Consider the following 17033-nt stretch of genomic DNA (forward strand, 5'->3'; position numbering starts at 1 on the left):
GCGGTCGGTGTGCGTGTCCGCGCGCCCGTGATCCGGCGCCGGACACGCGCTGTCATTCGTCGGCGGGCTTGCGCGCGCAGGCGAGATAGTTGACGTCGGTGCGCGGGATCACACGCGCGGCGTTGCGCCAGGGCTCGTACATCAGGCCGCTGACGTCTTCCAGCTCCAGGCCGGTGGCCCGCAGCCACGCGGCGAGTTCGGACGGCCGGATGAAATCCCGGTAGCGGTGCGTTCCCTTCGGAAGCAGGCGCGCGACGTACTCGGCGCCGACGATGGCAAGCGCGAAGGCCGCGGGCGTGCGGTTGAGCGTCGACAGGAACAGACGACCACCCGGCTTCAGCATCGTCGCGCAGGCCTGCACGATGGCCGCGGGATCCGGCACGTGTTCGAGCATTTCCATGCAGGTGATCGCGTCGAACCGTCCGGGCATTTCCTGCGCCAGCGACTCGGCCGACTGCAGCCGGTAATCCACGTCGATGCCGCTTTCCAGCCGGTGCAGCCTGGCGACCTTGATGAGTTCTGGGGCGAGATCCAGCGCCATCACCTGCGCGCCGTTGCGCGCCAGCGCTTCGCTCAGCAGGCCGGCTCCGCAGCCGACATCGAGCACGTTCGCGCCCTGCAGCTTCACCCGATCGGCCACGTAACCCAGCCGCGCCGGATTCAGCGCATGCAGCGCCTTCTGCGGCCCTTCCGGATCCCACCAGCGCTGCGCCAGCGCGCCGAACTTGTCGAGTTCGGCCTGGCTGAAATTGTCGTTGCCCGAAGGTGCTGCGCTCATGGCGGGAACTCCATCGTGGCCGCGCGAACGGCCGGAAAATACTTGCAAGATCCGCTTACGAGATCCGGATCGTGGCGATGCGGTCGCGCCACTGCCGCGCGTTGGCCACCAGTGCATCGGCATCCATGTCGACCAGCATGCGCTCGCGCAGCTTCGCCTTGCCGGCGATCCAGACATCGCTGACCTGGTGGCGACCAGCCGCGTAGACCAGCTGCGAGATGACGTGATGCAGCGGCTGGGTTTCGAGCTGGCCCAGGTCGACGCAGACCAGGTCCGCCTGCTTGCCGGCCACGATCGAGCCGATCTGCGTCTCGAAGCCCAGCGCGCGCGCGCCACCGAGCGTCGCTGCCTGCAGCGCGCTGGCCGCGTCGAAGGCCGATGCATCTTCGGCCACCGCCTTCGCCAGCAACGCGGCGGTGCGCGTTTCGCCGAACATGTCCAGGTCGTTGTTGCTGGCGCAGCCGTCGGTGCCGATGGCGATGTTCACGCCGGCCTGCTGCAACTTGCCGATCGGGCAAAAGCCCGAGGCGAGCTTGAGGTTCGACTCCGGACAGTGCACCACGCTCACGCCCCGCTCCGCGCACAGCGCGATCTCGGCATCGGTGAGCTGGGTCATGTGCACGGCGATGAGGCGGTCGTTGACGAGGCCCAGCCGGTCCAGGCGCGCGATCGGACGCTGGCCGTGCTTCTCGCGCGATTCGGCGACTTCCTGCGCGGTCTCGTGCGTGTGCAGGTGCACCGGCACGTCGAGCTGGTCGGCGAGCATGCGGATGCGCTCGAAGTTCTCGTCGCTCACCGTGTACGGCGCGTGCGGCGCGAACGCCGTGGCGACCAGCGGATCGTGTCGCCACTGGTCGTGCACTTCGGTGGCGCGGTCGAAGTATTCGTCCGACGATTTCGCCCAGGCCGTGGGGAAATCGATGACGGGCAGGCCCACGCGCGCGCGGAAGCCGTGCTGCCGGTAGACGGCGGCCTGCACGTCGGGGAAGAAGTAGTTCTCGTTGGCGCAGGTGGTGCCGCCGCGGAGCATCTCGGCGATGGCCAGCGCGATGCCGTCGGCGACGAATTCCGGGCCGATGACCGCGCCCTCGATCGGCCAGATGTGGCCCTGCAGCCATTCCATCAGCGGCAGGTCGTCGGCGACGCCGCGCAGCAGCGTCATCGGATTGTGCGTATGCGCATTGACCAGGCCGGGGATCAGCGCGCCCTCGGGGCGGGAGACGGTCTCCACCGCCTGGTAACGCTGCCGCGCCTCGTGGATCGGCAACACCCCGACGATCGCGCCGTCGCGCACGGCGACGGCATGGTTTGCGAGCACCACACCCTGCGGTTCGACCGGAACCACGAAGCCGGCTTCGATGAGGAGATCGCAGGCTTCGGGGGCTTGGGTCATTCGTTGATCCTTCGGTGGGTCCTGTCGTGCTGCTGTTGCTGTTTGCCTTTGCTCGTCATTCCGCGAAAGCGGGGCTTTTCAGCGGACGAATGTCCGATCATCCAGTGACTTTGCTTTTCGCCAGCAGCACCGCGAAGAACAAAGCCTTAAGAGCAACAACCAAAGTCACTGGATCCCCGCTAGGAGCATGCGGGGATGACGACTTCGTTTTGTCATCCAGTGGCGTTGCGTTCTTCCTCGGCGTCAACACAAAGGCAACGACCCGAAGAGCAACTGCAAAGTCACTGGATCCCCGCTAGAAGCACGCGGGGATGACGATTTGGCAAAGCCGTGGCCGCTGGCGCGGCCACGGGTCAAATCGTCACTTCACGCGCGAAACGTACTCGCCCGAGCGGGTGTCGACCTTGATCACTTCGTCCTGGCCGACGAACAGCGGCACGCGCACCACCGCGCCGGTTTCCAGCGTCGCCGGCTTGCCGCCGCCGCCCGAGGTGTCGCCGCGGACGCCCGGATCGGTCTCGACGATCTTGAGTTCGACGAAGTTCGGCGGCTGCACGGCGATCGGGGTGCCGTTCCACAGCGTCACTACGCACTCTTCCTCGCCCTTCAGCCACTTCTCGGCGCCGCCCATGCCGGCCTTGTCGGCCTGCACCTGCTCGAAGGATTCCTGGTTCATGAAGTGCCAGTACTCGCCGTCCGAGTACAGGTACTGCATGTCGGTGTCGACGACGTCGGCCTGCTCGACGCTGTCGGTCGCCTTCATGGTCATTTCGACCACGCGACCCGACTTGATGCTGCGGTACTTCACCCGGGTGAAGGCCTGGCCCTTGCCCGGCTTGACGTATTCGGTCTCGGTGATGATGCAGGGATCGTTGTTGACCAGGATCTTCTGTCCGGTCTTGACGTCGTTCATGCCCAGGCTGGCCATGGGGACTCCTGAAAAAAGTGGCTGAATGTGGTGGACGGGCCCGGATACGGGCCCGCTGCCGCGCCGCCGCGGGGCGGCAGACGGCTAAAATGGCGGGCTGCGCTGCGCGAATTGTCGGCAGCGCCGGAAAATCGCGATCCGACATGATACCTGCTGCCCCCGCCCTCGGGCACCAAGCCCCCCTGGAACCGGCCGCTGCCCCCGCCCGCTGGCAACAGTTGTGGCGTGAAGCCATCCGCGATCCGCGCGAACTGCTGTCCCTGCTGGGCCTGCAGGACGCCGCGCTGCAGGTTTCCGCCGAGGCCGCGGCGCAGTTTCCGTTGCGCGTGCCGCGCGGATTCGCCGCGAAGATGCGCCCCGGCGATCCGCACGATCCGCTGCTGCGCCAGGTGCTGCCGCTCGACGACGAGATGCAGCCGATGCCGGGCTTCGTCCTGGATGCCGTCGGCGACGGCGCGGCGAAGGCCGCCGATGGCGTCATCCGCAAGTACCGGGGCCGCGCGCTGCTGGTCACCACGGGCAGCTGCGCGGTCCATTGCCGCTACTGCTTCCGCCGGCACTTCGATTACGCCAGCGAGACCGCGGCCGCAGGCCAGTGGCGCGAAGCCGTCGCCGTGATCCGCGACGACGCCGGCATCGACGAGGTGATCCTGTCGGGCGGCGATCCGTGGTCCCTGTCGACACCCAAGCTCGTCGAGCTGACCGACGCGCTCGCCGGCATCCCGCATCTGAAGCGACTGCGCATCCACACACGACTGCCGGTGGTGCTTCCCGAACGCGTCGATGCCGCGCTCGTCGCGTGGCTGCGCGATCTTCCGTGGCCGACGGCGGTCGTGCTCCACGCCAACCACCCGGCTGAAATCGATTGCAACGTGGCCCGGGCCTGCGCCGCACTGCGCGAAGCCGGTGCCACCTTGCTCAACCAGGCGGTGCTGCTGCGTGGCGTGAACGACGACGTCGACACCCTCGCCGCGTTGAGCGAGCGCCTGTTCGAAAGCGGCGTACTGCCCTACTACCTGCACCAGCTCGATCGCGTGCAGGGCTCGGCCCACTTCGAAGTCGGCGACGACGAAGCACGCCGCCTCCACGCGGCCCTGGCGGCGCGGTTGTCCGGTTACCTGGTCCCGCGACTCGTGCGCGAAGTCGCGGGCGATCCCGGCAAGCGTCCGCTCTGAGCCATCGAACCCCGTTTGACAGGACGGGGACTATCCTCAGCCTTCGCCAGGAGGGCGCGGGCCAGCCGCCCGCGAATTTTGTCGAACACGCCACACCGGATGATCCTGGACATGGACGCCAGCCGCGCATTCATGTCATAAACCGTGGTCTACGGTGAACCTCGGCAGGATGCCGGAGGCCCGCCGCGTACGGAGGGATGGGAATGCAATTCGGCAAAGACACGGCCCTGCGACTGCTGATCGTCGACGACAGCGTCGAAGCGGCCGAAGCCATTGTCAGTGGTCTTCGCAATGCCGGCATTGCCGTGCGTCCCTCGCGTCCGGAGAACGAGGACGAGTTCCAGTCCCTGATCGAATCGCAGCCGCAGGACGTGGTCCTGGTGGCGCAGAACGCCGCCGGCGTGACGCTTTCCAAAGTGATGGAGAAGGTCGATGCGAGCGGCAAGGACCTGCCGGTCCTGGTGCTGGTCAACGCCATCGACGAAGCCGCGCTCCTCAAGCTGATGGCCGCCGGCGCACGCGGCGTGGCCCTGCGCGAGCACATGGAGCATATCCAGAACGTGGTGCGGGCCGAATGGGTCGACCTCGAGGCGCGTCGCTCCTATCGCCGCCTGGAGGCGCAGATGCGCGAGATCGAGCGCCGCTGCGACGCGCTCATCGACTCCTCGCGCGACCCCATCGCCTACATCCACGAAGGGATGCACATCCGGGCGAATACCGCGTACCTGGAGATGTTCGGCTTCGAATCCTTCGAGGACATCGAAGGCATGTCGCTGCTCGACCTGGTCGCGCCGAAGAAGGTCGACGAATTCAAGAAGCTGCTCAAGCAGCTGTCCAAGGGCGAGTTGCCGCCGCCGCGGTACGAAACTGAAGCCGTCACCCTCGAGGGCGATCATTTCCCGGCAGTGATGGAATTCGCCCAGGCCACCTACGAGGGCGAGAGCTGCCTGCAGGTCGTGCTGCGCAAGCAGGAGGAAGTGTTCGACCCCCGCGCCGCCGAGGAGCTCGAACGCCTGCGCCAGCTCGACCAGGTCACCGGCCTGCTGAACCGGCAGACCTTCCTGCGTGCCCTGGAGGACGCGGTGGGCGAGACGGCCGCCAAGGCGACGGCGCAGGGCCTGCTCCTGATCGAACCCGACCATTACGCCCGCCTGCTGCAGGAAATCGGCCTGGATGCGGCCGACGACCTCGTCGCCGCGCTGGCCGAGCGCCTGCGCTCGGCGGTCGGGCCCGATGATCTCGTCGCGCGCTTCGGCGAGCACCAGTTCGCCGTGCTCACCCACAACAGCGACTACGCGCAGACCTCGAAACTGGCCGAATCGCTACGCAGCGCATTCGCCGACACGGTGATCGAAGCGCGCAACCACTCGCTCAACGTCACCCTGAGCATCGGTGGCGTGCAGATCGGTGAGCGCATCACCAACGTCCCGGCGATCCTGGGCAAGGCGGCGCAGGGACTGCAGTCGACGATAGGCGTGGGCGGCAATCGCGCCGAACTCTACGACCCGAGCGCCACCGACCGTGCCGAAATCGAGCGCGTCGCTGCCTGGGTCACGCGCATCCGCGAGGCGATCGCGAACGACCAGTTCGTCATCCACTTCCAGCCGCTGGTGCCGCTGCACGGCGCACCCGAGGAAATGTACGAGACGCTGCTGCGCCTGCGCGGCGAAGACGGCAGCCTGGTGCAGCCGCTGACCTTCCTGCCGATCGCGGAAGAACACGGCCTGCTCGGCGAAATCGACCGCTGGGTCGTGACCCGCGCGATCCAGCTCATCGCCGAGCGCCAGCGGCTCAACCACCGCACCCGCCTGATGGTGAAGATCACCCAGGCCTCGTTGCAGGACGACAGCCTCGTCCAGCACATCGGCGAGCAGCTCAGGATCCTCGGCGTCGATGGCCGCCTGCTGGTGCTGCAGATCCCCGAATCGAAGGTGTTCACCAACCTGCGCGGCGCCCAGCAGTTCCAGGCCGGCGTGGCCCAGTTCGGCGTGCGCGTGGGGCTGGAACAGTTCGGCATCGGCCTCAATCCGTTCCAGCTGCTGAGCCACTTCGACGCCAGCTTCATCAAGATCGACCGTTCCTTCATGAAGGAACTGGGCACCAGCGCCGAACACCAGCAGCGCGTGCGCGAATTCGCCGCCAAGGCGCAGGAGCTGGGCAAGCAGACGATCGCCGAGCACGTGCAGGATGCCGGCAGCATGAGCACCCTGTTCAGTGCCGGCATCGACTACGCCCAGGGCCACTTCCTGGCGCCGGCCGGTCCGGAAATGGATTACGAATTCGGCTGACCGCGCCTCCGCGACGTCGACGCCGCAACGAAAAAGCCCGCCATCCGGCGGGCTTTTTCATCGATGGCGAAGCGGTCAGGCGGCGCGCTGCAGGGCGGCGATGCGCTCCTCCAGCGGCGGATGGCTCATCATCAGGCGACGCAGGCCATGGCCCACCGCGCCGCTGATGCCGAAGGCCTGGATCTGGCCCGGGAGCGTGCTGTGGCCGTAGGTCTGCGACAGCCGGCGCAGCGCGGCGACCATCTTGTCGCGCCCGGCCAGGCTGGCACCGCCGGCATCGGCGCGGAATTCGCGATAACGCGAGAACGCCATCGCGATCATGCTGGCGAACAGGCCGAACACCACGTCCAGCACCATCACCGTGACGAAGTAGCCGATGCCGCCGCCGCTGTTCTCGCGGTTGCCGCTGAGGAAGCCGTCGATGATCCGGCCGACGACGCGCGACAGCACGATCACGAACGTATTCAGCACGCCCTGGATCAGCGCCATCGTGACCATGTCGCCGTTGGCGACGTGGCTGACCTCATGGCCCAGCACGGCCTCGGCCTCGTCGCGGCTCATCGCCCGAAGCAGCCCCGTCGAGACGGCGACCAGCGCGTTGTTGCGGTTCGCACCGGTGGCGAAGGCATTGATTTCCGGTGCGTCGTAGATGGCCACCTCGGGCTTGCCGATGCCCGCGCGCTCGGCCTGGCGGTGGACCGTCGACACCAGCCACTGCTCCAGCTCGTTGCGCGGCTGTTCGATCACGTGGGCGCCGGTGCTGCGCTTGGCGATCCACTTGGACATCAGCAGCGAGATGATCGAACCGCCGAAGCCGAAGAGGGCCGCGAAGACCAGCAGACCGCCCTGGTTGCCGAGCCGGACGTGGAAGTAGTTCTGCAGGATCGACAGGACGATGCCGAGCAGCACCAGCACGGCCAGGTTGGTGGCGAGGAACAGGGCAACGCGTTTGAACATGGACGGCAACCTCTCGCGCGACGGCGCGGATTCGTGGTTTCAGGGCGAAGATGTGGCAGGCTCGGACGGAATTCAAGCTGGACGCTTTGCCAGTAGTGGCGCGTTCCGGCGCGAGCGCGGCGAAGGAGAACGCGCCTCCCGGCAGATTGTCCGGGCGGAACGCGCGGCCCACCGGCGGCTGTACGCAGACACCTGCCGCGCGGGGACAATGATGGCGCCTTCCTGTTTCGAGCCCCGGAGCCACACCCTTTCCATGTACCGCGGACGCTTCGCCCCCTCGCCTACCGGCGACCTCCACTTCGGTTCGTTGCTGGCGGCCTTCGGCAGCTGGCTGCTGGCGCGTCGTGCGGGCGGCACCTGGCTCGTGCGCGTCGAGGACATCGATCCTCCGCGGGAAGTCGCCGGCGCCGCGCAACGCCAGCTCGATGCGCTGGCGGCGTTCGGACTCACGTCCGATGAACCGGTAGTGCGCCAGAGCGAACGCAGCGCGCTGTACGAAGCGGCCCTGCAGCGCCTGCTGGAGGCCGGCCTTGCCTTCGAATGCCATTGCAGCCGCAGCGATCTGGCCGCCAGCGGCGGCATCCATCGCAGATGCATCGCCCGGCGCCGCCGCCCGGATCCCGCCATCCGCATGCGCGTCGCCGACGACACCCTCGTGCGTTTCGACGATGCCCTGCAGGGGCCGCAGGAACAGGACGTCTCGCGCGATGTCGGCGACTTCGTCCTGCGTCGCGCCGAAGGCTATTGGGCCTACCAGCTGGCGGTCGTCGTGGACGATGCGGCGCAGGGCGTCACCGATGTGGTGCGCGGCGCCGACCTGCTCGACTCGACACCCCGACAGATCGTGCTGCAACGCGCACTCGGGTTGTCCGAACCGCGATACGCGCACCTGCCGCTGGTGCTGGATCGTGCCGGCCGCAAATTGTCCAAATCGGATGCCGCCCTCCCGGTGGATCCCCAGGTCCCGCTGCCGGCCCTGCGCGCCGCCTGGAGCGCGCTGGGACAGGAGGCGGCCGCCCTCGCGGATGCGCGCGATGTCCCGTCATTGCTCGCAGCCGCGCTGACCGGTTTCGACGCGACGCGGATTCCCCGGAATCGCAGTGTCGCGCTCGCCGCAGCGCACAACACGGGAGTCATGTTTGCTCCCTAGAATGCCGTCGGCATCCTTCGCAGCGCCATGGAGAACTACATGCAATCACGCGTCGCACTCGTCACCGGCGGTACCGGCGGCATCGGCACCTCGATCGTCAGGCGTCTGGCCGGGATGGGCCATCGCGTCGCCACCAACTACCGCAACGAGGAAAAGGCGAAGGCCTGGCAGGCGCAGATGCGTGCCGACGGGTACGACGTCGTCCTCGCCCGGGGCGACGTGTCCTCGCCGGAGGAGGCCGAGGCGATGGTGCGCGACGTCGAGCGCCAGCTCGGTCCCGTCGAGATCCTGGTCAACAACGCCGGCATCACCCGCGACACCACCTTCCACCGCATGACCGCGCAGCAGTGGAACGAGGTCATCTGCACCAACCTCAACTCCTGCTTCAACGTCACCCGCCCGGTGATCGAGGGCATGCGCGAACGCAGGTGGGGCCGCGTCATCCAGATCAGTTCGATCAACGGCCAGAAGGGCCAGTACGGCCAGGCCAACTACGCCGCCGCCAAGGCCGGCATGCACGGCTTCACCATTTCGCTGGCGCAGGAAAACGCGAAGTTCGGCATCACCGTCAACACGGTCTGCCCCGGCTACATCGCCACCGACATGGTCATGGCCGTGCCCGAAGACGTGCGCAACAAGATCATCACGCAGATACCCACCGGCCGCCTCGGCAGCCCCGACGAGATCGCCTATGCGGTTGCGTTCTTCGTCCCCGACGAAGCCGGCTGGATCACCGGCGCCAATCTGTCGGCGAACGGCGGCCAGTACATGGGCTGGTAACCGGCCGCAGGGGCTTTGCTGCGCACAAAACCCCACCGGTTCAGCCAGATTCCGTCAGTCCGGCCGTGACCGACGGCACATGCCCGGGGCGAGTTGCAAGCCAACCGCCCCTGCGCCATGCTGCGCAGCATCACGCTTTAGAGCCGGTGCTCGATGAGTTCGATCCGCATCATCAAGAAGTATCCCAACCGTCGTCTCTACGACACCGAGATCTCCAGCTACATCACGATCGAGGATGTGCGCCAGCTCATCGTCGACGGGGAGGACTTCGAAGTCCGCGACGCCAAGTCCGGGGAAGACCTGACCCGCCAGGTCCTGCTGCAGATCATCGCCGAGCACGAATCCGACGGCGAACCGGTGCTCTCGACGCAACTGCTCAGCCAGATCATCCGCTTCTACGGCGATTCGCTGCAGGGCTTCATGGGCAACTACCTGGAGCGGTCGATGCAGCTGTTCCTGGACCAGCAGCAGCAGTTCCGCACCCAGATCGGTGGCCTGCTCGGCCAGACGCCGTGGACCATGATGAACCAGCTGACCGAGCGCAATCTGCAGATGTGGAAGGAATTCCAGCAGAACATGGCCGGCAGCATCGGGGCGAGCACCAGCCCGCCGCCGAAGAAGGCCGATACCACCAAGCGCTGAGCGCCGCGCAATGCATGAAAAAGCCGGGAAATTCCCGGCTTGTTTCGTTTCGCGCGGACCGCCTACTGCAGCGGTGGCTGTCCTGCGCAGTACTTCGAATGGAATTCGATGGCCGTCGGCATCAGCGCCTGCAGCGTCTGGATGCGGTTGGCCGGATCGGGATGGGTCGAGGCGAATTCGGGCGGCCGCTCGCCGCCGCCCAGCTGCGACATGCGCTCCCACAACGGAATCGCCTCGCGCGGGTCGTAACACGCCGCGGCGGCCAGCATCAGCCCGACCTTGTCCGCCTGCGTCTCGTGGTTGCGGCCGTAGGGAAGGATGAATCCGTACTGCGCGCCGGCGCCCAGTGCGCCCATGATCGCCCGCTGCTGCTGCGGATCCATCCCGCCCAGCGCCATGCCGGCCGCCAGCTGGCCCATCTGCACCAGCTTCTGCTGCGCCATGCGCTGCGAACCATGGCGCAGCAGCGCGTGGGCGATCTCGTGGCCCATGACTATCGCCATCGCATTCTCGTTTTCCGCGATGGGCAGCAGGCCCGTGTAGACCGCCATCTTCCCGCCCGGCAGGCAGAACGCGTTGGCCTGGTCGGACTGGATGACGCTGACGTCCCACTGGAAGTTCTGGTAGTCCGTCGGCGCCTGCTGCTGGTTCATCGCAGCCAGGTCGGCGGTGACCTGCGGCACGCGGTTGACCAGGCGGCCGGCGATGTCGCGGATCTGCCGGCTCACCTGCGAATCCGGCGGCAACAGCGCGCCCTGCGCGGCGGCATCGCCCTGCACCTGCTGGTAGGCCTGCGCGCCGAGCTCGACTTCCTCCTCGGGCGTCGCGCCGTAATGCGCGGTTTCGCCGGTGTACGGATCGGTCTGCGCACTGCCGAACCACGACCACGCCGCGTATCCGGCAAACAGGATCAGGATCCACCAGCGGATGCCGCCCAGGCCGAAGCCCCGGCGTTGCGGCGCCGCCTGCCCACTGCCGTAAGGGTCCACTCTCATCCTCGCCTCCGTCCTGCGATGGAATCGCCGTACCAAGTGCGCGGCCGGCGGACTGCGCCAGCATGCGCCGGATTCAGATTTCCCGCACCACCCGGAACCCTACTCGCGCATTCGTGTTGTTGACGTCGGTGCCCTGCCGCCACGACGAACGCGTATGCGCCGGCGAGCTCGCCCAGGAACCGCCGCGGATCACCTGGTTGCGGCAGCCCGGATTGACCCACGGCCGCCCGTCGCGGGGCGCGCGGCGGAAGTTGCCGTGCCAGCAGTCGTCGACCCACTCGCTGACGTTGCCGGCCATGTCGTGCACGCCCCAGCGATTGGCGAGGTAGCTGCCCACCGGCGCCGGCCCCCAGGCGCCATCGCCATAGCCCCGGAAGGCGTTGGTCCAACGCCGGCCGCTGGGCGACTTGTCGATCGCACCGGTGAAATTGCCCGCCCGCAGCGGCGGAGCGCCGTCGCCCCAGGGATAACGCGCCGCGTTGCCGGCGCGCAACACGTATTCGAATTCGGCTTCGCTGGGCAGCCGGTAGCGCTGCCCGGTCTGCGCCGAGAGCCACTCGGCATAGCGCGCCGCGTCGCGGGCGCTCACGTGCAGGACGGGCATGTTGTCGGCCGCAGGCCGGCCGACGTAATCCGACTGCCAGTCGACGTTGCCGGCACGCACGAAGTTGCCGCTGCGCTCGTCGTAGATCGTCGAGTAGCCGCGTCGCGTCGAGCGCGCGCGGTAGTGCGTGGCGTTCACGAAGCGACGGAATTCGGCGACGGTGATCTCCGTGCGCGAGATCGCGATGCCGCGGTCGAAACGGATCGTGCGCAACGGGCGCTCCTCGTCGCCGGCGTCGGGGTCGGTGTCCGGTCCTCCCATGCGGAACGCACCGTGCGGCACCACCACCAGCTGCGGGCCGCGACCGCCGCCGGCCAGGGCATCGGTGAAGGCCTGTCCCGGCCGGAACAGCCCGTAATGCGCCGCCGTTTCGATCCGCGTGCGCAGTTCCAGCACGGTGGGGTCGCCCGGCGCGGCGATGCGCAGCAACTGCGCCAGTCGTTCGCGGGCGCGACGCAGTCCGGAGGGCGTCGGCGTGGCGAGTTCGGCGATGCCGGCATCGCGCAGTCCGTTCACACGCATCGCGCGCTGCATCGCAATGCGTTCGCGGGCATCCATCACCGTGGGAAATCCCGGCCGCACGCGCGCCGCTTCGGCCAGCCAATTGGCCGCGCCGTCGTAGTCGTCGGCCGTCGCGGCCGCCTCGGCGCGCCGGATCAACGCGCTCTCCGCCGCCGCCAGGCCCTGCCGGGCACGGGCGTCGCCGGGACGACGCTCCAGCGCTTCGTGGAAGTAGGCAATTGCGCCGCCCGCTTCGCCTTTCTCGCCGACGCGATCGGCATTCAGCGCGGCCTCGCCGAGGCGGTTGGCCTGCGCTGCTTCGTCGGCGCGATCGAGCTTGTCCAGGAATGCCTCGACCCGCGCGTCCGACGGCGCCGCCACGCGTGCCACCGCGGCGATCTCGTGCGCGCGGTGCAATTCCTGCGGCTCGTCGTCGATGCCGTCGAGCGCGGCGCGCCCCTGCTCGAGCAGCGCGCGCACCGCATCGTCGACTCCGCGCCCGATGCGCGCGTCATCCGGCGCATGCCGGCGCAGCGCGAGATACAACGGAATCGCCGTGGCGGCGGGATCGGCGCCTTCGTAGAGTTCCCCGGCACGGAGTGCGGCTTCGGCGCGCTTGCGCAATGCAGTGGCATTGGCGTCGGTGACCTCGATCGCCGGCGGTCGCCACGCCGGCACCGGTGACACCGCCTGGTCGGCACCGATCGTAACGATCGGCGTGCGCGCCTGCGCCTGGCCGCGGTCGGCCTGCTTGCCCTCGCACGCGACCAGCAACGCGGACAGCAGCAAGCACGCCGACGCGCCCCGGGCCATCCGCGCAAGCCGTGTCGACTTCGGTTTAAGCACGGGCGACTTCAAGCCATGCAGCTCCTGGCATGCGATGCGGTTCGTGCGGCCGGCCGACTCGTGCGACCGACGTCCTGCAACGGCGATGAGTACCCGTTGCGGGTTCACGAAAGTAGGCCATTGTCGCCCGCTGCGGCAACCTGCCCTATCCTGCACGCCATGCACGTCTGGATTTCCGACCCCGCCGCCTTGCAGGCGCACTTCGCCCACACGCCCGCCCGCGTCGGCCTCGACACCGAATTCATCCGCGAACGCACCTACTGGCCGCAACTGGCGCTGGTGCAGGTCGCGTTCGACGACGCCGCGGGCGATCCCACGGTGCTGCTGATCGATCCGCTGGTGCGCGGTATGACCGAAGCGCTGGCGCCGATCCTCGCCGACGAATCCATCCTGAAGGTGATGCACAGCCCCAGCGAGGACCTCGTCGCCTTCCGCCATGCCTGTGGTGTGGTGCCCAAGCCGCTGTTCGACACGCAGCAGGCGGCGGCACTGGCCGGCATCGGCGCGGGCGTGGGCTACCAGCGCCTGGTCGAGCAGCTCATCGGCATCACGCTGGCCAAGGGCGAGACGCGTTCGGATTGGCTGCGCCGTCCGCTGTCGCCCGCGCAGCTGGAATACGCCGCCGACGACGTGCGCCATCTGGCCGCGATGCACGACGCGCTGCGCGGCATGCTCGACCAGCTCGGCCGCAGGAGCTGGCTGGCGGAAGACGCCGCGCGTACCGTCGCCAACGCGGAAAGCGAAGGCCCCGAACGTTGGCCGCATCTCTCGCTGCGCAGCGCGCAGTTCCTCGATGCCGACGCGCAGCGCCGCCTCGTGCGCCTGCTGCGCTGGCGCGATGCCTACGCGCGCGACAACGACCGGCCGCGCGGCTGGATCCTCGACAACGAACTGGCCGTCGCCATCGCCCGCACGCCGCCGGCCGATCGCGGCGCGCTGCAGGCCGTGCTCGACGCGCACCCCAAGGCACCGCGCAAGCTCGGCGATGCGATCTGGCAGGCGCTCGCCACGCCACTGGCGGACGAAGCCGACGCGCCGGATGCGAGCATCGGCGAAACCCGCGACAAGCAGCGCCTGAAGAAACTGCAGGACGCGGTCAGCAAGCGCAGCGCGGAGCTCGGCCTGCCCGACGGCGTCCTTGCCTCGCGCCGCTGGCTGCAGGCCCTGCTCGACGACGGCCGCTGGCCCACCGCCCTCGCCGGCTGGCGCCGCCAGGCCCTGGAACCCGCCCTCGCCCCACTGCTGGCCTCGCAGGACTAGCGAAGATCCGAACCAGCCGGTAGACTTTGCGACCTTCGTGGGGCGGTAGCTCAGCTGGGAGAGCGTCGCGTTCGCAATGCGAAGGTCGGGAGTTCGATCCTCCTCCGCTCCACCACGATTCGAAAGGGCCCGCTTTGCGGGCCCTTTCTTTTTTCGAATGTCCGGCGCAACCACCTCCGGCGCGCGGATGTCAAGGCGAGGCATCTCCCACGGCCCCGCGGCTCGATCACCGGAGCGTGGTGACGCGTTGCGCGGACGCCGCGCGCAGCGACAGGCCAAGCGTCGCACTCTGTGCCAATGCCAGGCCCGAGCATGCGACCAGAAGCAATCCAAACAGGAAGCGAAGCGGTGACATGGCGAGTCCACCCCATGCGCGGGAAGGTCGGTCTATTGAATCGATAGCCGATGCACAGTCCGGATCGTCGCTCCGATGTCCGCTATGGAGTGCCCGCCGCCAGCGCACCAAGCCGCTGCAACGCGCCCTCAATCCGCGCATCGAACGGATGCCCGCAATTGAGCCGCAGGCAATTACCGAAGCCGCGGCTCGCCGAGAACATCGGGCCGGGCGCGATGCTGATGCCCAGCCGCGCCGCCTGCCGCTGCAGGCGCAGCGCGTCGATGCCTTCGGGCAATTCCAGCCACAGGAAGTATCCACCCGCGGGCCGGGTGACGCGCGTGCCTTGGGGGAACGCTTCGGCAATCGCGGCGATATAACGCGCCTGCTGCTGCGCGAGCGTCGCGCGCAACCGGCGCAGGTGGCGGTCGAAGCCGCCGCGTTCGAGATAGCGCGCCAGTGCGATCTGCGTGGGCACGTTGGTGTTGAGCGTGGTGGTGAGCTTGCGCCGCGCGATCTCCTGCGCGCGCGGGCCGGCGGCGACCCAGCCGATGCGGTAGCCGGGCGCGAGACTCTTGGAGAAGGAGGAGCAATGCATCACCAGGCCTTCGCGATCGAAGGCCTTGGCGGGCAATGCGCGCTTCGCGCCGAAATGCAGTTCGGCGTAGACGTCATCCTCGACCAGCGGGATGCCGTGGCGCGCGAGCAGTTCCACCAGCGCGCGCTTGCGCTCTTCGGACATGGTGCAGCCGAGCGGGTTGTGGAAGGTCGGCATCAGCCAGCAGGCGCGCGGCGCGTGGCGCGCAATCGCAGCTTCGAGCGCATCGAGGTCGATGCCGTCGCGCGGATGCGTGGGCACTTCTATCGCGCGCAGGCCGTTGCGTTCCAGCGATTGCAGGCAGGCGTAGAAGCACGGCGATTCGACGATCACCGCGTCGCCGGGACGCGTGACCGCGGTGATGCACAGGTTCAGCGCTTCGAGCGCGCCGTTGGTGATGACGATCTCGTCGGCGCTGACGTCCATGCCGTCGATGAGATAACGCAGCGCGATCTGCCGGCGCAGCGCGGCATTGCCCGGCGTGAGGTCGTCGACGGTGCTCCACGGATCCAGGTGCAGCGCCGCGGTGGCGACGGCGCGGCCGATGCGGTCGAGCGGGAACAGCGTGGGACTCATGAAGGCGGAGCCGAGCGGCACGACGTCGCGATGCATTGCCGATTGCAGGATCTCGAAGACGAGTTCGCTGACGTCGACCTCGCGCGATTCGCCGTCGGGGCGCGAGACGGTTTCCGGTTCCGGTGGCAGTACCGTTGCAGCCTGGGTGACGTAGTAGCCGGAGCGGGCGCGCGATTCGACCAGACCCTGCGCTTCAAGCAGGTAGTAGGCCTGGAAGATCGTCGCCGGGCTGAGCTTGCGGGCGCGGCTGGCCTGGCGCACGGAGGGCAACCGCGCGCCGGGCTTGAGCAGGCCGTTGCGGATGGAGCGGGCGATGTCGTCGGCGAGGGCTTCGTAGCGTTTCATGTCGGGCTCTCGCGGTAATCGACGGAGGGAGAACTTCCTCTTCTCCCCACAGCGCGGGGAGAAGATGCCCGAGGGCAGATGAGGGGCTCTTTTGCCGTCGTTTGCGCTGTTGTGACGTCCCCTCACCCTGCATTGCTTCGCAATGCTGTCCCTCTCCCCGCAACGGGGCGAGGCACGACAGCCCCAACTGATCCGGTTTTTTTCTCCAATTGTGATTCTAGGCCAACTGATCCGGTGGGCCTAGCATGGCGGCATCCCCTGCTGCGTCCCTCACGCCCACGCCATGAACCCGCAAGTCGAGCTCAATCTGGCCCTGATCCTGTTCCTGCCCTGGTTCACGATCCTGGCCGTGCTGTTCTGGATCTACCCGCGCGCCCCGCGCGGCGTCGGGCGCACGCTGTTCGACACGACCAGCCTGCTGCTGGCGTTGGCCGCCGCGGCGGGCGGCATGTACTGGAGCATGGCCAATGCCGATCGTTCGTTCGGGCATATGTGGCAGCAGGTGCTGGCCACCTCGGTGGCGTACGGGCTGTTCCTGCTCGTGATCACGGTCGCGCTGGTCGTCCGCTGGCGCTGGCTGCGCCGGGTACGCGCCGCGATGGCCGCGCCCTCCCCCGCTTCTTCCATCACACCGGTAACGCAGCCATGAAAACGCTGATCGTCGTCGCCTTCCTCGGCCTGATCCTCTACAACCTCGGCGCCGGGCTGTACTACATGCTCGTCGACATGGGCACCACCAAGCGCACGGTGAATGCGCTGACCAAACGCATCGCGCTGTCGGTGGTGCTGATCCTGCTGGTGGTGGCCGGGATCGCGAGCGGCTACATCGAGCCGCACGGGCTCGGACGCTGATCGTTCGTTAGAAAGCCGCGCGAAACCGCGC

15 protein-coding genes and 1 tRNA gene are annotated in these 17033 nt (G+C 68.0%); 9 read left to right on the plus strand and 7 right to left on the minus strand.

Features of this window, described 5'->3' with window-relative positions:
* Positions 1-52 precede the first annotated feature (52 nt).
* The 3 genes from ubiG to efp all read right to left on the minus strand — a co-directional run bounded on the left by ubiG (position 53) and on the right by efp (position 3099).
* Positions 53-778, minus strand: a complete 726-nt coding sequence (ubiG, locus tag ACFPN1_RS04390) for a bifunctional 2-polyprenyl-6-hydroxyphenol methylase/3-demethylubiquinol 3-O-methyltransferase UbiG (RefSeq protein ID WP_386753313.1) — start codon at positions 776-778, stop codon at positions 53-55.
* Positions 779-833: 55 nt separating this feature from the next.
* Complete coding sequence (locus ACFPN1_RS04395) at positions 834-2171, minus strand: TRZ/ATZ family hydrolase (protein WP_386753314.1); 1338 nt, start codon at positions 2169-2171, stop codon at positions 834-836.
* A gap of 361 nt (positions 2172-2532) precedes the next feature.
* A complete protein-coding gene (gene efp, locus ACFPN1_RS04400) occupies positions 2533-3099 on the minus strand; it encodes an elongation factor P (protein WP_386753315.1) in 567 nt (188 codons plus the stop codon).
* Positions 3100-3242: 143 nt separating this feature from the next.
* Here efp and epmB point away from each other — a divergent pair, with 143 nt between their 5' ends.
* Entirely contained in the window at positions 3243-4274 is a 1032-nt protein-coding gene (epmB, locus tag ACFPN1_RS04405; RefSeq protein ID WP_386753317.1) for an EF-P beta-lysylation protein EpmB, read from the plus strand.
* Positions 4275-4477: 203 nt separating this feature from the next.
* Positions 4478-6562, plus strand: coding sequence for an EAL domain-containing response regulator (locus ACFPN1_RS04410; RefSeq protein WP_386753319.1), 2085 nt, complete (start codon positions 4478-4480; stop codon positions 6560-6562).
* A gap of 75 nt (positions 6563-6637) precedes the next feature.
* On the opposite strand, the gene htpX is transcribed toward ACFPN1_RS04410, so the two are convergent.
* Positions 6638-7519 (minus strand): protease HtpX, encoded by an 882-nt coding sequence (htpX, locus tag ACFPN1_RS04415; RefSeq protein WP_386753321.1) that lies wholly within the window; start codon positions 7517-7519, stop codon positions 6638-6640.
* 253 nt (positions 7520-7772) lie between these two features.
* Here htpX and gluQRS point away from each other — a divergent pair, with 253 nt between their 5' ends.
* The 3 genes from gluQRS (at position 7773) to phaR (ending at position 10091) form a co-directional block, all read left to right on the plus strand.
* A complete protein-coding gene (gene gluQRS / locus ACFPN1_RS04420; protein WP_386753323.1) occupies positions 7773-8669 on the plus strand; it encodes a tRNA glutamyl-Q(34) synthetase GluQRS in 897 nt (298 codons plus the stop codon).
* 39 nt (positions 8670-8708) lie between these two features.
* Positions 8709-9449: an acetoacetyl-CoA reductase gene (gene phbB / locus ACFPN1_RS04425; protein WP_386753325.1), complete on the plus strand. Its 741-nt coding sequence runs from the start codon at positions 8709-8711 to the stop codon at positions 9447-9449.
* A gap of 153 nt (positions 9450-9602) precedes the next feature.
* The gene (gene phaR, locus ACFPN1_RS04430) at positions 9603-10091 is read left to right on the plus strand and encodes a polyhydroxyalkanoate synthesis repressor PhaR (RefSeq protein WP_386753327.1); all 489 of its coding nucleotides are present in this window, start codon (positions 9603-9605) and stop codon (positions 10089-10091) included.
* A 62-nt stretch (positions 10092-10153) separates the two neighbouring features.
* Here phaR and ACFPN1_RS04435 read toward each other — a convergent pair whose 3' ends face one another.
* Both ACFPN1_RS04435 and ACFPN1_RS04440 read right to left on the minus strand, forming a co-directional pair.
* Entirely contained in the window at positions 10154-11086 is a 933-nt protein-coding gene (locus ACFPN1_RS04435; protein ID WP_386753329.1) for a M48 family metallopeptidase, read from the minus strand.
* 73 nt (positions 11087-11159) lie between these two features.
* A complete protein-coding gene (locus ACFPN1_RS04440) occupies positions 11160-13004 on the minus strand; it encodes an SUMF1/EgtB/PvdO family nonheme iron enzyme (RefSeq protein WP_386753331.1) in 1845 nt (614 codons plus the stop codon).
* Positions 13005-13196: 192 nt separating this feature from the next.
* On the opposite strand from ACFPN1_RS04440, the gene rnd reads away from it, so the two are divergent.
* The gene (gene rnd / locus ACFPN1_RS04445; protein WP_386753333.1) at positions 13197-14297 is read left to right on the plus strand and encodes a ribonuclease D; all 1101 of its coding nucleotides are present in this window, start codon (positions 13197-13199) and stop codon (positions 14295-14297) included.
* 39 nt (positions 14298-14336) lie between these two features.
* Positions 14337-14412 (plus strand) — tRNA-Ala (locus ACFPN1_RS04450).
* A 322-nt stretch (positions 14413-14734) separates the two neighbouring features.
* Here the strand turns inward: ACFPN1_RS04450 and ACFPN1_RS04455 are convergent.
* A complete protein-coding gene (locus tag ACFPN1_RS04455) occupies positions 14735-16150 on the minus strand; it encodes an aminotransferase-like domain-containing protein (protein WP_386753335.1) in 1416 nt (471 codons plus the stop codon).
* A 283-nt stretch (positions 16151-16433) separates the two neighbouring features.
* Between ACFPN1_RS04455 and ACFPN1_RS04460 the strand changes: the two genes are divergently transcribed.
* Together ACFPN1_RS04460 and ACFPN1_RS04465 are read left to right on the plus strand one after the other, a co-directional pair.
* Positions 16434-16799 carry a hypothetical protein gene (locus tag ACFPN1_RS04460; protein ID WP_386753337.1) on the plus strand — a complete coding sequence of 122 codons (366 nt, stop codon included), beginning with the start codon at positions 16434-16436 and terminating at the stop codon, positions 16797-16799.
* Positions 16796-17002, plus strand: a complete 207-nt coding sequence (locus tag ACFPN1_RS04465; RefSeq protein WP_386753339.1) for a twin transmembrane helix small protein — start codon at positions 16796-16798, stop codon at positions 17000-17002. Before ACFPN1_RS04460 ends, ACFPN1_RS04465 begins: the two co-directional genes overlap by 4 nt.
* Positions 17003-17033 lie beyond the last annotated feature (31 nt).

The organism is Lysobacter yangpyeongensis (genome assembly GCF_042655745.1).
Classification (GTDB): domain Bacteria; phylum Pseudomonadota; class Gammaproteobacteria; order Xanthomonadales; family Xanthomonadaceae; genus Agrilutibacter; species Agrilutibacter yangpyeongensis.

Bases quoted from the DNA above. Each gene is read 5' to 3' on its own strand.
- ACFPN1_RS04440 (WP_386753331.1), bottom strand. From the start codon at position 13,004: ATGGCCCGGGGCGCGTCGGCGTGCTTGCTGCTGTCCGCGTTGCTGGTC.
- rnd (WP_386753333.1), top strand. From the start codon at position 13,197: ATGCACGTCTGGATTTCCGACCCCGCCGCCTTGCAGGCGCACTTCGCC.
- ACFPN1_RS04460 (WP_386753337.1), top strand. From the start codon at position 16,434: ATGAACCCGCAAGTCGAGCTCAATCTGGCCCTGATCCTGTTCCTGCCC.
- ACFPN1_RS04435 (WP_386753329.1), bottom strand. From the start codon at position 11,086: ATGAGAGTGGACCCTTACGGCAGTGGGCAGGCGGCGCCGCAACGCCGG.
- htpX (WP_386753321.1), bottom strand. From the start codon at position 7,519: ATGTTCAAACGCGTTGCCCTGTTCCTCGCCACCAACCTGGCCGTGCTG.
- ACFPN1_RS04465 (WP_386753339.1), top strand. From the start codon at position 16,796: ATGAAAACGCTGATCGTCGTCGCCTTCCTCGGCCTGATCCTCTACAAC.
- epmB (WP_386753317.1), top strand. From the start codon at position 3,243: ATGATACCTGCTGCCCCCGCCCTCGGGCACCAAGCCCCCCTGGAACCG.
- efp (WP_386753315.1), bottom strand. From the start codon at position 3,099: ATGGCCAGCCTGGGCATGAACGACGTCAAGACCGGACAGAAGATCCTG.
- phbB (WP_386753325.1), top strand. From the start codon at position 8,709: ATGCAATCACGCGTCGCACTCGTCACCGGCGGTACCGGCGGCATCGGC.
- ACFPN1_RS04395 (WP_386753314.1), bottom strand. From the start codon at position 2,171: ATGACCCAAGCCCCCGAAGCCTGCGATCTCCTCATCGAAGCCGGCTTC.
- ACFPN1_RS04410 (WP_386753319.1), top strand. From the start codon at position 4,478: ATGCAATTCGGCAAAGACACGGCCCTGCGACTGCTGATCGTCGACGAC.
- gluQRS (WP_386753323.1), top strand. From the start codon at position 7,773: ATGTACCGCGGACGCTTCGCCCCCTCGCCTACCGGCGACCTCCACTTC.
- ACFPN1_RS04455 (WP_386753335.1), bottom strand. From the start codon at position 16,150: ATGAAACGCTACGAAGCCCTCGCCGACGACATCGCCCGCTCCATCCGC.
- phaR (WP_386753327.1), top strand. From the start codon at position 9,603: ATGAGTTCGATCCGCATCATCAAGAAGTATCCCAACCGTCGTCTCTAC.
- ubiG (WP_386753313.1), bottom strand. From the start codon at position 778: ATGAGCGCAGCACCTTCGGGCAACGACAATTTCAGCCAGGCCGAACTC.